Raw genomic sequence first — 11,776 nt, forward strand, 5'->3', positions numbered from 1 at the left:
CCGCGTCTGGCCGTGCGGCTCAAGGGCTGGCGCCACCTGGCCACGCCCGGGGCGCAGGCCGTGGCCCACCGCTACAACCTGCAGGTGCTGATGCTGCATGACGCCAGCCTCATCGACGAGGACACGCTGGCCCTGCATGTGCTCAATGTGGAGCGCGACCGCCTTCCGCGCCGCCGCCTCTCGCACACCGATGTGCTGGCCCGCGCCCTGCAGGCCGTGGACGGCCCCGTATGGGCCATCTATGGCGAGCACGACGCGCTCTACCCGGGCCCGATGATGCAGGAACTGGCCCAGGCCTTTGCACGCCATGCGCGCGACTTCCGCGGGCTGGGCCTGGTGCCCGGCGCTGGCCACTGGGTCATGCATGAGCGTCCCGATGCCTTTGTGGCGGCATTGGCCGCTGCGCTGGATGCCTGAGCGCATGCGCCCCATCGAGCTGCACGAGGTGCAGTGGACCGCCATGCGCGCCCAGGGCGCGGGCGGCCAGAACGTGAACAAGGTCTCCAGCGCCGTGCACCTGCGCTTCGACGTGCGCGCCTCGCGCCTGCCCGAGGCCGTGCAGCAGCGCCTGCTGGCCCTGCGCGACGGCCGCATCACCAACGAGGGCGTGGTCGTCATCAAGGCCCAGCAATACCGCACGCAGGAGCAGAACCTGCGCGCCGCGCTGCAGCGGCTCAACGCGCTGGTGGCCGCCGCCTATCCCGAACCCATTCTTCGCCGCGCCACCCGGCCCACGCTGGGATCGCAGCGGCGGCGCCTGGACAGCAAGAGCCGGCACAGCGCCACCAAGGCCCTGCGGGGCCGCCCGCGCGACGATTGAGCCGGCCAGCGCAACAATGTGTGCCGCCTTTGGCGGCTTGGCGCGGCCCGCTTGCGTCCCTACATTAGGGGAATGCAAGATTTCCACGCTTCCCTCGATTCCGGCGCCTCCTCCATAGCCGCTTCGGCAGGCACTCGGCTGCCCGTGCTCTATGTCTCCCACGGCTCGCCCATGTTCGCGCTGGAGCCGGGCGAAACCGGCCCTGTGCTCGCGCAATGGGGCAGGGCGCTGCGCCAGGCCCACGGCCCGCTGCGCGGCGTGGTCGTCATGTCGCCGCACTGGATGTCGCATGGCGTGGAAGTCATGACCGGAGCCACGCCCTCCACCTGGCACGACTTCGGCGGCTTCCCGCCCGCGCTCTACGAACTGCAGTACCCGGCCCCCGGCGCGCCCCAGCTGGCGCAGGAAGTCATGGACCGCCTGCAGGCCGCAGGCATTGCCTCCACCGCCAACGCGCAGCGGCCCTTCGACCACGGCGCCTGGGTGCCGCTGATGCATTTGCTGCCGGATGCCGACCTGCCCGTGGTGCAGCTGTCCCTTCCCGCCTCGGCCGGGCCGGCCGAAACCCATGCGCTGGGCGCGGCCCTGGCGGCGCTGCGCGATGAAGGGGTGCTCATCGTCGGCTCCGGCAGCATGACGCACAACCTGGCCGAATTCCGGGGCGGCACGGGCGAGGCCACGGTGCGGGTGGACGACGCCGTGCAGGCCCTGCGCAGCCAGGATGGCCTGCAGGACGACCATGCCGTCGGCGGCTCCAGCGCCTCCTCGCCCTACGTGCAGGATTTCAGCCGCTGGATCGAGTCGCGCCTGCAGGCGCAGGACCTGCCCGCGCTGCTGGACTACCGCGCACGCGCTCCCTCGGCCCGGCGCGCCCATCCCAGCGAAGAGCACTTCATGCCGCTGTACTTCGCCCTGGGCGCGGCCGGCGCCACGGCGCGGCCTCGGTATCTGAGCCGCGAAGTCATGTACTCCATCCTGGCCATGGATGCGATGGCCTTCGAGGACGCGCAGGCGGCATAACCTCCTGCCCCCGCGGACTTGGCGAGGCGCCACAATGGCGCGTTGCCCGGGACCACCCCGGTCCCGGAAATCGCTTAAAAACCAAGGAGTCCGTGATGATCGACCTGCCCCTGCTGGCGCTGGAGCGCCCCGCACAACCCGCACCGGGGCAGCAGCCCTGGCTGCTGGTGCTCATGCATGGCGTTGGCAGCAATGAACAGGACCTGTTCGGCCTCGCATCGTTCGTGCCGCCGCAGTTCCACGTGCTCAGCCTGCGTGCCCCGTTTTCCATGGGGCCCAGTGCCCATGCCTGGTTCCAGTTCACGGTGGATGCCAACGGCACGCGCCACATACACGCATCGCAGGAAGAGCACAGCCGCGCCCTGGTGGCCCAGACCGTGCAGCAGGCCGGCGCGCGGCTGGGCATTCCTGCCCAGCGTACCGTGGCGGGCGGCTTCAGCCAGGGCGGCATCATGGCGCTCAGCCTGCTGCTGACCCAGCCCGCGCTGCTGCGCGCCGCCATGTGCTGGCACAGCCGCCTGCTGCCCGAGGCCTTGCCGCACCAGGCCCCTGACGCGGCCTTCGACGGCAAGTCGCTCTGGGTCAGCCACGGCACCTACGACAACGTCATTCCGCTGACCAGCGCCCACGCCATTCGCAGCCACGTGCAGCGCCTGCCGCTGCAACTGAGCTACCACGAATACCCGAGCATGCATGAGATCCGCCCCGACGAGCTGCAGGCCGCCATGGCCTGGCTCCAGGATCTGGGCACGCAGGGCTGAGCCTGCTGTACCGCCCCCTTCTTGTGCGCAGGCTGGCCGCGTAAGCCGGGTAACGCCTTGTTGCCTGGCGCGCACAAGGGCCTGCGCAGGCAGCGGGGCGGCTTATAAACACCAGTCAGGGGCTGGTGTCAGGAAAGCCCGGGAACCCCGGTTGTGCTTTGCTGTCGCACGTCCTGCGGCAACTGTGCTGCCAGCCCCTGCCCAAGCCAAAGGACCCATCCATGCCAGAACGCGACCCCCAAGACTTCCGCCCCCGCGCCAGATCCTCCGGCCCATCGGCTTTCGGCATCGCCGCAGCGGTACTGGCGGCTGCCGCCGTGGGGGGCGCAGCCTGGTGGTACTGGTGGCGTCCCGCCGACGTGCCCGAGGCGCCGCCCGAAGTGGCAGAGGCGCCCGCCCAGCCTGCCGAGCCTGAACCCGTCCCCGCGCCCGAGCTGACCGAGCCCCAGAACCCTGTCGATGCGCTGGAGCCACCCGCGCCCGGCCTGCCCGCGCTGCAGGACTCCGACGCCCATGTCGCCCAGGCCCTCAACGGCCTGCTGGGTCGTGACAAGGCAGGCAGCTTTCTGCAGATGGACGGTTTTGTGCGCCGCGCCGTGGCCACCGTGGACAACCTGACCCGCTCCCAGGCCCCAGCACGGCTTTGGCCCGTGCACCCCGCGCCGCAGCGTTTCACGGTGGAGGGCGCGGCGGAGGCCGGGGAGGCACAGGCCATCTCCCCCGCCAACGCCGCACGCTACAAAGCCTTCGTGGCCTTCGCCGAGTCCATTCCCATGGACGGGGCCGTCAAGCTCTATGCCCGGCTGTATCCCCTGTTCCAGACCGCCTATGAAGACCTGGGCTATCCCAGCCGCTATTTCAACGATCGTCTCATTGCCGTCATAGACCATCTGCGCGCCGCGCCCGAGCCCGCGGGTCCGGTGCAGGTCAGGCTGACCAAGGTGGAGGGCGAGGTGCCCTCCGTCCAGCCCTGGGTGCGCTACGAATACGCCGACCCGGAGCTGCAGGCCCTGTCCAGCGGCCAGAAGATGCTGGTGCGCGTGGGGCTGGACAACGAGCGCCGCCTCAAGGCCGTGCTGGGCGAGCTGCGCCGCCGCATCGCCATCGGCGAGATGGCCAAGCCTGCGGGCTGAGGCCAGTCTCCATCGGCCTCAGCCTGCGGCCGGCAGGGGCAGGGCGGTCTTGTACCGCACCTGCTTGAGCGTGAAGCTGGAGCGGATCTTCTCTATGCCCGGAATCGGCGTGAGCTGCTCCACGATGAAGCGCTCCAGCGCGCCGATGTCGGCCAGGGCCACGCGGATCAGGTAGTCGGCGTCGCCGCTCATCAGGTAGCACTCCATGACCTCGTCGTGCTCGGCAATGCGGCGCTCGAAGTCGGCCAGCGATTCCTTGGCCTGGGACTTGAGGCTGATGTTGATGAACACGTTCAGCCCCAGCCCCAGGGCCGACGCATTGGCCAGCGCCACATAGCGCGCGATCACGCCGGCCTTCTCCAGCGCCTTGACGCGCGCCAGGCAGGGCGAGGGCGACAGGTGCACACGCCGCGCCAGCTCCACGTTGGACAGCGAGCCGTCCGTTTGCAGCTCGGCCAGAATGCGCAAGTCGATGGTGTCCAGTTTCATGTGCCGGATTTTATGTAGATGCCGGCATGAAATGCTGGAATATGGCGTTTCCCTTATCCATGAACGGCTGCTCATGCCGGTCCGCCAGTCCTAAAGTGGCGGGCATGAACGCACCCACGCCGCTGGCCACGCTGGCCGATATCGATACCGATCCCCAGGAAACCACCGAATGGCGGGAGGCCTTCGCGGCCCTGGTCGCCGCCGAGGGGCCGCAGCGCGCGCGCTTCGTGCTCGAAGAGCTGGCGCGCATGGCGCGCGAGCAGCGCCTGGGCTGGCAGCCCGACCTGAATACGCCCTATGTGAACACCGTGGCCGCGCAGCAGCAGCCGGTGTTTCCGGGCGACCTGGCCATGGAGGAGCGGCTGGCGTCCATCATGCGCTGGAATGCGCTGGCCATGGTGGTGCGCGCCAACCAGGCCTATGGCGAGCTGGGCGGGCACATCGCCAGCTACGCCAGCGCGGCCGACCTGTTCGAGACCGGGTTCAACCATTTCTTCCATGCCCGGGAGGGGCTGGCGCCGGGCCAGCACCGGGGCGACCTGGTGTTCTTCCAGCCGCACAGCGCCCCCGGCGTGTATGCGCGCGCCTTCCTGGAAGGGCGGCTGAGCGAGCAGGACCTGCAGCACTATCGGCAGGAGATCAGCGCGCCGGCCGCTGGCGCGCAGGGCCTGTCCAGCTATCCCCATCCCTGGCTGATGCCCGATTTCTGGCAGTTCCCGACGGGCTCCATGGGCATAGGCCCCATCAGCAGCATCTACCACGCGCGCTTCATGCGCTATCTCACGCACCGCCGCCTGCTGGACTGCCAGGAGCGCAAGGTCTGGGGCGTGTTCGGCGACGGCGAGATGGACGAGCCCGAAAGCATGAGTGCCCTCACGCTGGCCGCGCGCGAGGGGCTGGACAACCTGGTCTGGGTGGTCAACTGCAATCTGCAGCGCCTGGACGGCCCGGTGCGCGGCAACGGCCGCATCGTCGATGAACTGGAGCGGCTGTTTGCCGGCGCGGGCTGGAACGTGGTCAAGCTGCTGTGGGGCAGCGACTGGGACGGGCTGTTGGCTCGCGACATCACCGGCACCCTGGCACGCACGCTGGGCGGCACGGTGGACGGGCAGATGCAGACCTTCGCCGCCAAGGACGGCCGCTACAACCGCGAGCATTTCTTTGGACAGAACCCCGAGCTCGCCGCCCTGGCTCAGGGCCTGACGGACGAGCAGATCGACCGCTTGAAGCGCGGCGGCCATGATCTGGTGAAGATCCATGCGGCCTATGCAGCGGCTGCCGCCCATCGCGGCCAGCCCACGGTGATCCTGGCCCATACCAAGAAGGGCTACGGCATGGGCTCGGCCGGGCAGGGCAAGATGACCACGCACAGCCAGAAGAAGCTGGACGAGACCGACCTGATCGAGTTCCGCAACCGCTTCAACCTGCCGCTCAGTGACGAGCAGGCCAAGGGCCTGGCCTTCCACAAGCCTGCCGATGACAGTGCCGAGATGCAGTACCTGCGCGAGCGCCGAACGGCCCTGGGCGGCGCACTGCCGCGCCGCGAAACGGTGTGCGACCGCGTGCCCGTTCCAGCGCTGGAGCAATACGCCCAGTTCGCGCTGGCGCCTGCCGGCAAGGAAATGAGCACCACCATGGCCTTTGTGCGCATGCTGGGCAGCCTGCTCAAGGATGCGCAGCTGGGCCCGCGCATCGTGCCCATCGTGGCCGACGAGGCGCGCACCTTCGGCATGGCCAACCTGTTCAAGCAGGTGGGCATCTACAGCAGCCTGGGCCAGCGCTACGCGCCCGAGGACATCGGCTCGGTGCTGTCCTACCGCGAGGCGCTGGACGGCCAGATCCTGGAGGAGGGCATCAGCGAGGCCGGCGCCATCGCCAGCTGGACGGCGGCGGCCACCAGCTACAGCGTGCACGGCCTGGCCATGCTGCCGTTCTACATCTACTACTCCATGTTCGGCTTCCAGCGCGTGGGCGACGCCATCTGGGCGGCGGCCGACCAGCGGGCACGCGGCTTTCTGCTGGGCGCCACCTCGGGCCGCACCACGCTGGGCGGAGAAGGCCTGCAGCACCAGGACGGCTCCAGCCATCTGGTGGCGGCCACCATTCCCAACTGCAAGGCCTGGGACCCCGCGCATGCGGGCGAACTGGCCGTGATACTGGACGCCGGCATGCGCGAGATGCTGGTGGAGCAGCGCGACGTTTTCTACTACATCACCCTGATGAACGAGAACTACGCCCAGCCTGACCTGCCACCGGGCGCGGCCGAAGGCGTGCTGCGCGGCGGCTATGTGTTCGGCCGCTTTGGCGATGCGGGCCATGCCACGCAGCATGTCACCTTGCTGGGATCGGGCGCCATCCTCACCGAAGTGCTCAAGGCCGCCGAGCAATTGGCCAGCGAGGGCATGGCCGCCACCGTGGTCAGCGTGACCAGCTGGAGCGAGCTGGCGCGCGATGGCGTGGCCTGCGAGCAGCGCATGCTGGCGGGCGAGGCACCTGGCCAGCCCTGGATCGCGCAGCTGCTGCACGGTACGCAGGGCCCGGTGATTGCCGCCACCGACTATGTGCGCGCGGTGCTCGAGACCGTGCGCGCCTTCCTGCCCGCAGGCCGCCGTTTCCTCACGCTGGGCACGGACGGCTTCGGCCGCAGCGACACGCGTGCGGCGCTGCGCGGCTACTTTGGGGTGGATGCACACAGCGTGGCGCAGGCCGCGCGCCGGATGATCCACGCGGGTTGAGCCGAGCCTGTCCACGCACCCGGCATCCCCGGGATGTACACATGGCGGCCCCTTCGCGGGGCCGCTTTGCATTGCTGCGCCCCCATTTGCGCCGCCACTTTTCCTGTGGATGGATTAAGCCCGCGTTAAATGCGCAAGTGGCTTATCTTTTTCGTCGGCTTGCATCAAAAAATAGGGTGATTCCACTAGAATTTGTATATATAAGAAGATATTGCGCAAAGAGATTGATATTTGCTGCAATGGTTGCATGCGTTGGGTGGAATATCTCGTCAATATCCGATTTTCTCTTTCAATAATAATTTATTTCACGGGATAAAAGACGATGAAACTCTCGCTCAAGCAAGGCCTGCTGTGCGTGGCCGTGCTGTCGGCTGCCGCATGGCAGCTCGCCATCTCGGCGCCGGCGCCCGAGGTGGATCATGCGCAAATGCCGCAGATCATCGATGACCTGCCCGCCGACTATGCGGCGGACCTGACCGCCGAGCAAAGAAACCTGGTGGACCGTGGCCGTTATATCGCGCGACTCGGTGATTGTGTGGCCTGCCATACCGGAAATAAAACACAGCCCATGGGCGGTGGCCTGGCGCTGGAGACGCCATTCGGCAAGATCTATTCCACCAATATCTCGCCTGACGCCGATACGGGCATGGGCAAATACAGCTTCGATCAGTTCGACCGCGCCATGCGCAAGGGCGTGGCGGCCGATGGCCGCAACATGTACCCGGCCATGCCCTATCCCTCCTACGCCAAGATGACGGCCGAGGACATGCAGGCCCTGTATGCCTACCTGATGCAGGGCGTGGCGCCCGTGAAGGCGGCCAACAAGGAGTCCGACCTGGGCTTTCCCTTCAACCAGCGCTGGGGCCTGGCGCTGTGGAACTGGGTGTTTCTGGATGACACGCCCTTCCAGCCCCAACCGCAGCAAACTGCCCAGTGGAACCGGGGCGCCTACCTGGTGCAGGGCCTGGGCCACTGCGGCGCCTGCCATACGCCGCGCGGCGTGGGCTTCCAGGAAAAGACCATGACCGGCGAGGGCCGCAAGGGCGAGTACTTCCTGGCCGGCGAGACCGTGGAGAACTGGCGCGCGCTGAGCCTGCGCAATCTGTGGACACCCGAGGAAACCGCCCAACTGCTCAAGACCGGGCGCAACAGCCACGGCACCGTCTCCGGCAACATGGTCGATGTGGTGCAGCACAGCACGCAGTACATGAGCGATGCGGACCTGCTGGCCATCGGCATCTATCTGAAGTCGCTTCCCGCAGGCAAGAACGACCTGCCCATGCAGGTGGCCCAGGGGCCGGGGCCGGTCATCGCCCCGCATCCGGCGCCGCAGGCCTCCGGGCATGCGCCGTCCGCCACGTCGGCAGTGTCTTCCGACGTGCCTGCCGATCTCTACGCCAGCCGGGGCGGCCTGGGCTATCTGCAGTTCTGCGCCGACTGCCACCGTGCCGATGGCGGCGGCGTGAAGGACGTGTTCCCGCCACTGGCCGGCAATTTCTCGCTGCAGTCGCAGGACCCCTCCACCCTGATCCATCTGATGCTGGTGGGCTGGAAGGCGCCCGTCACGCAAAGCCATGCACGGCCGCTGACCATGCCGGCCTTCGCACAGCTCAAGGATGCGGAGATCGCCGACATCCTCAACTTCGCCCGCAAGAGCTGGGGCCGTGCCGATGCGCGCGAGATCCATGCCAGGGAGGTGCAATCCATGCGCAAGCAGCTCGATGCCAAGGGCGAAAGCGCACGCCCCTTCGAGACGCCGCGCCTGGCCGCCATGCTGGACGAATCCAATGCGAAGCAACTGGTTTACGGCGCCCGCCTGAACATTGAGACGCGCGACCTGCTGCCCAGGAATGTGGGCAACGCGCTGAACTGCGCCAGCTGCCACCTGAACGCGGGCACGGTGGCCGATGGCTCGCCCTACATCGGTGTCTCGGCCTTCTTCCCCGGCTATGCGCCGCGCGCGGGCCGCGTCATCACGCTGGAGGACCGCATCAATGGCTGCTTCCTGCGCTCCATGAACGGCAAGCCGCTGCCGCTGGAGTCCGACGAGATCAAGGCCATGGTCGCCTACTTCGACTGGATGCGCCGCGAAACCAAGCCCGAGGACAAGGTCGAAGGCCGGGGCGTGGGCAAGATCAGCCAGTCCATCGTGCCCAACGTGGACAACGGCAAGAAGATCTATGCGGCCCAGTGCGCGGTCTGCCATGGCGGCGAGGGCGAAGGCGTGAAGAACGCCAAGGGCCAGTGGGTCTATCCGCCGCTGTGGGGTGACCAGTCCTTCAACATCGGTGCGGGCATGGCGCGCACCTATACGGCAGCGGCCTTCGTCAAGCGCAACATGCCCATCGCCTTCCATGGCAATTTCCCGCTGGGCCAGGGCGGCCTCAGCGACCAGGAGGCCGTGGACGTGGCCGAGTACTTCAGCCACCAGCCGCGCCCGGACTTTGCCAACAAGCACAAGGACTGGCCCAAGGACAAGAAGCCGGCCGACGCGCGGTACTGATGCGCCATCGAGGGAGAAGAAGGCGTTCCCGCCACGCGGCGGGCGCCTGAAGGCGGGGCAGGGAGCGATTCCTGCCCCGCCTTTTTTCGAGGGCAGTGCCCAGTCTTGCGCGCGCTGCAGATTCTTCTTGGCGGTGGCCAGTTCATTGCCCAGCCCCTGCACGTGTTGCTGCCGTTGCCTGGCCATCTGCTGCAGCCGGCAGGCTTGGTTCCAGGCCTTCCCGGCAGCGCGTTCGGCGCGCTCAGCCCGCGCGCTGCAGCAGCACCGGCACCGAGGAGGCCAGCAGCGCCACGCCGGACAGGCACAGCAGGCCCAGCACGATCTGCCGGAAACGCATCTCGCTGATGCCGATATAGAGCCTGGAGCCCAGCAGCGATGGAATGAGCATGGCCGGCGCCACGATGGCGAACAGTGGCAGCATGCTGCGCGCGACCATGCCGGTGCCCAGGTAGGTGGCCATGGTCACGGCCAGCATGGACAGGTTGAAGTTCTGGATGACCGAGCGCTGCTCATCCTTGGGGTAGCCGCGCAGCGTGCACCACAGCGTGGGCAGCGTGCCCGTGAAGCCGCCCAGTCCGCCCATCACGCCGCCCGCCAGGCCCACGGCGCCGTCTGCCACCCGACCGCCGCGCGCCAGCCTGGGCAGGCGGGCCGACAGCAGCATCACCGGGCACCACAGCACCAGCATGCCGCCCAGCAGGGCCTTGAACCAGGCCATGTCCAGGTGCGGCAGCAGCAAGACACCCAGGGGAATGCCGGCAAGACCGCCCAGGATGAAGGGCAGCAGCTTTGCCAGTGCAAACCCGCGCCGCACGGTGATGGCCGACAGCACCTGGCCCAGCAGCGAGCCGAAGACGGTGAGCACGGCCGCATCGCGCGGCTCCAGCACCCAGGCCCAGAACGACATGGCCACCATGCCGAAGGCAAAGCCCGACAGGCCCTGCACGAATCCGGCCGCCGCCGCGCCCAGCGCGATGATGAAAAACATGCCATCCATGGTCTGCCTGGTCCTCTCGTTCTGGGTGTGCAAGACGCCGGAATTCTGGAACGCATGCATAAGCAGAAATTCGTTTGTTTTTATTGTTCAATATGGTTTTGCTTATGACGCGCCACGCCTGAAGCCATGCCGCAACACCCCACTGCATCGACCGCTGCCCAACTGGCCCACCGCATGGCCACGCGCCTGAAGATGAAGCATTTGCTGCTGCTGCGCTCCATCAGCGAGCTGGGCACGCTGACCCGCGTGGCCGAGCGCATGGCCACCAGCCAGCCCGCCGTGACCCAGGCCCTGGCCGAGCTGGAGTCATTGTTCGGCGCGCCGCTGTTCCTGCGTTCTGCGCGCGGCATGGAGCCTACGGAGCTGGGCGCGCTGGTGCTGGCGCGCGCCCGGGGCATGCTGGCCGACCTGGACCATTGGGCCCACGACATCGAGGCCGTGGGGCAGCAGCGTGCGGCGCACCTGCAGGTGGGTGTCATCCCCTTCCTGCCTGCGCGCATGCTGGCCGATGCCATCGGCAGGACGCGGCCGCAAGGCCGGCGCATCACGGTCACGCTGCATGAGGACACCAGCGACCGCCTGCTGCAAAAGTTGCGCGCACATGAGCTGGACTGCGTGATTGGCCGCGCCTCGGCCGTGCTGGACATGAGCGGCATACGGCACAGCGTGCTTTATGAGCAGGAGCCTCGCCTGATCGCCCACCGCAGCCTGGCCACGCGGCTGGGGCGCCGGCCTCTGCAGTGGGCCGAACTCACGGGGCTTGACTGGGTGCTGGGCCAGCGCCGCACGCCCATGCGCGAGCAGATCACCGACTTTTTTCTGCGCGCAGGCGTGGAGCCGCCGCCGCCGTTTGTGGAAACGCTCTCGGCCAAGGTGATCGGCGAGCTGGTGGCGGCCAATGAGCGTGCCGTGTCCATCGTGCCGGCCGACATTGCCGAGGAACTGGTGCGCATTGCGGGCGTGGGCATCGTGCGCCACCGTTTTGGCTGGACCCTGCCACCCATCACCCTGTTCGAGCGCAAGGCGGGCGGGCAGTACGAGGAGCAGCGCCTGTTCGCCCAGGCGCTGAAGGAGGTTTGCTCCGATCAGGGGTGACGGGTGGCCGGCTTGAAGAGCGCAGCCAGCAGCGGCTCCAGCGTGGGGAATTCCAGGGCAAAGCGGGCGCGGTCCACGAAGAAGGCTTCGCAGGCCACGGCGAAGAATTCGGCGGGCGCGGTGGCGCCATAGCCGTCCAGCCAGGGCCATTCGCCGCCAAAGCGTTCGGCGATGGTGATCTGCTCACGGAAGGCGTCGTAGGCCGGCGCCCAGGCGGCCTGCC

The 11,776-nt window shown here is 67.9% G+C and carries 11 protein-coding genes; 8 read left to right on the plus strand and 3 right to left on the minus strand.

Annotation, left to right across the window (positions count from 1 at the left end; translation table 11 throughout):
* The 5 genes from L995_RS15005 to L995_RS15025 form a co-directional block, all read left to right on the plus strand.
* Nucleotides 1-417: alpha/beta fold hydrolase (locus L995_RS15005; RefSeq protein ID WP_047472471.1), on the plus strand; the 417-nt coding region annotated here is incomplete at its 5' end.
* Nucleotides 410-820 (plus strand): alternative ribosome rescue aminoacyl-tRNA hydrolase ArfB, encoded by a 411-nt coding sequence (gene arfB, locus L995_RS15010; RefSeq protein ID WP_016450547.1) that lies wholly within the window; start codon nucleotides 410-412, stop codon nucleotides 818-820. The genes L995_RS15005 and arfB, both read left to right, overlap by 8 nt.
* Before the next feature lie 72 nt (nucleotides 821-892).
* A complete protein-coding gene (locus L995_RS15015; protein WP_016453883.1) occupies nucleotides 893-1,840 on the plus strand; it encodes a dioxygenase family protein in 948 nt (315 codons plus the stop codon).
* Between the two features lie 95 nt (nucleotides 1,841-1,935).
* Nucleotides 1,936-2,601 (plus strand): alpha/beta hydrolase, encoded by a 666-nt coding sequence (locus L995_RS15020; RefSeq protein ID WP_016450545.1) that lies wholly within the window; start codon nucleotides 1,936-1,938, stop codon nucleotides 2,599-2,601.
* A 221-nt stretch (nucleotides 2,602-2,822) separates the two neighbouring features.
* Nucleotides 2,823-3,734: a DUF3014 domain-containing protein gene (locus tag L995_RS15025; protein ID WP_047472476.1), complete on the plus strand. Its 912-nt coding sequence runs from the start codon at nucleotides 2,823-2,825 to the stop codon at nucleotides 3,732-3,734.
* 18 nt (nucleotides 3,735-3,752) lie between these two features.
* Here the strand turns inward: L995_RS15025 and L995_RS15030 are convergent, their stop codons facing one another.
* Nucleotides 3,753-4,223 (minus strand): Lrp/AsnC family transcriptional regulator, encoded by a 471-nt coding sequence (locus L995_RS15030; RefSeq protein ID WP_012204416.1) that lies wholly within the window; start codon nucleotides 4,221-4,223, stop codon nucleotides 3,753-3,755.
* A 104-nt stretch (nucleotides 4,224-4,327) separates the two neighbouring features.
* Between L995_RS15030 and mdeB the strand changes: the two genes are divergently transcribed.
* The gene (gene mdeB / locus L995_RS15035) at nucleotides 4,328-6,958 is read left to right on the plus strand and encodes an alpha-ketoglutarate dehydrogenase (RefSeq protein WP_047472472.1); all 2,631 of its coding nucleotides are present in this window, start codon (nucleotides 4,328-4,330) and stop codon (nucleotides 6,956-6,958) included.
* Nucleotides 6,959-7,280: 322 nt separating this feature from the next.
* Nucleotides 7,281-9,461: a c-type cytochrome gene (locus L995_RS15040; protein WP_047472473.1), complete on the plus strand. Its 2,181-nt coding sequence runs from the start codon at nucleotides 7,281-7,283 to the stop codon at nucleotides 9,459-9,461.
* A gap of 241 nt (nucleotides 9,462-9,702) precedes the next feature.
* Here the strand turns inward: L995_RS15040 and L995_RS15045 are convergent, their stop codons facing one another.
* Nucleotides 9,703-10,458 (minus strand): sulfite exporter TauE/SafE family protein, encoded by a 756-nt coding sequence (locus tag L995_RS15045; RefSeq protein WP_231574442.1) that lies wholly within the window; start codon nucleotides 10,456-10,458, stop codon nucleotides 9,703-9,705.
* Between the two features lie 126 nt (nucleotides 10,459-10,584).
* Here L995_RS15045 and L995_RS15050 point away from each other — a divergent pair, with 126 nt between their 5' ends.
* Nucleotides 10,585-11,553: a LysR family transcriptional regulator gene (locus tag L995_RS15050; protein ID WP_016450540.1), complete on the plus strand. Its 969-nt coding sequence runs from the start codon at nucleotides 10,585-10,587 to the stop codon at nucleotides 11,551-11,553.
* Here L995_RS15050 and L995_RS15055 read toward each other — a convergent pair.
* The coding region (locus tag L995_RS15055; RefSeq protein ID WP_047472475.1) for a zinc-dependent peptidase at nucleotides 11,544-11,776 on the minus strand (233 nt) is incomplete at its 5' end. The genes L995_RS15050 and L995_RS15055 overlap by 10 nt on opposite strands.

This window comes from Delftia sp. ZNC0008 (assembly GCF_000799035.1).
In the GTDB taxonomy this organism is placed as follows: domain Bacteria; phylum Pseudomonadota; class Gammaproteobacteria; order Burkholderiales; family Burkholderiaceae_C; genus Comamonas; species Comamonas tsuruhatensis.

What these genes read in the sequence shown, in the direction of transcription:
- L995_RS15045 (WP_231574442.1), bottom strand. Translation starts at nt 10,458, where the DNA reads ATGGATGGCATGTTTTTCATCATCGCGCTGGGCGCGGCGGCGGCCGGA.
- arfB (WP_016450547.1), top strand. Translation starts at nt 410, where the DNA reads ATGCCTGAGCGCATGCGCCCCATCGAGCTGCACGAGGTGCAGTGGACC.
- L995_RS15030 (WP_012204416.1), bottom strand. Translation starts at nt 4,223, where the DNA reads ATGAAACTGGACACCATCGACTTGCGCATTCTGGCCGAGCTGCAAACG.
- L995_RS15040 (WP_047472473.1), top strand. Translation starts at nt 7,281, where the DNA reads ATGAAACTCTCGCTCAAGCAAGGCCTGCTGTGCGTGGCCGTGCTGTCG.
- mdeB (WP_047472472.1), top strand. Translation starts at nt 4,328, where the DNA reads ATGAACGCACCCACGCCGCTGGCCACGCTGGCCGATATCGATACCGAT.
- L995_RS15025 (WP_047472476.1), top strand. Translation starts at nt 2,823, where the DNA reads ATGCCAGAACGCGACCCCCAAGACTTCCGCCCCCGCGCCAGATCCTCC.
- L995_RS15015 (WP_016453883.1), top strand. Translation starts at nt 893, where the DNA reads ATGCAAGATTTCCACGCTTCCCTCGATTCCGGCGCCTCCTCCATAGCC.
- L995_RS15050 (WP_016450540.1), top strand. Translation starts at nt 10,585, where the DNA reads ATGCCGCAACACCCCACTGCATCGACCGCTGCCCAACTGGCCCACCGC.
- L995_RS15020 (WP_016450545.1), top strand. Translation starts at nt 1,936, where the DNA reads ATGATCGACCTGCCCCTGCTGGCGCTGGAGCGCCCCGCACAACCCGCA.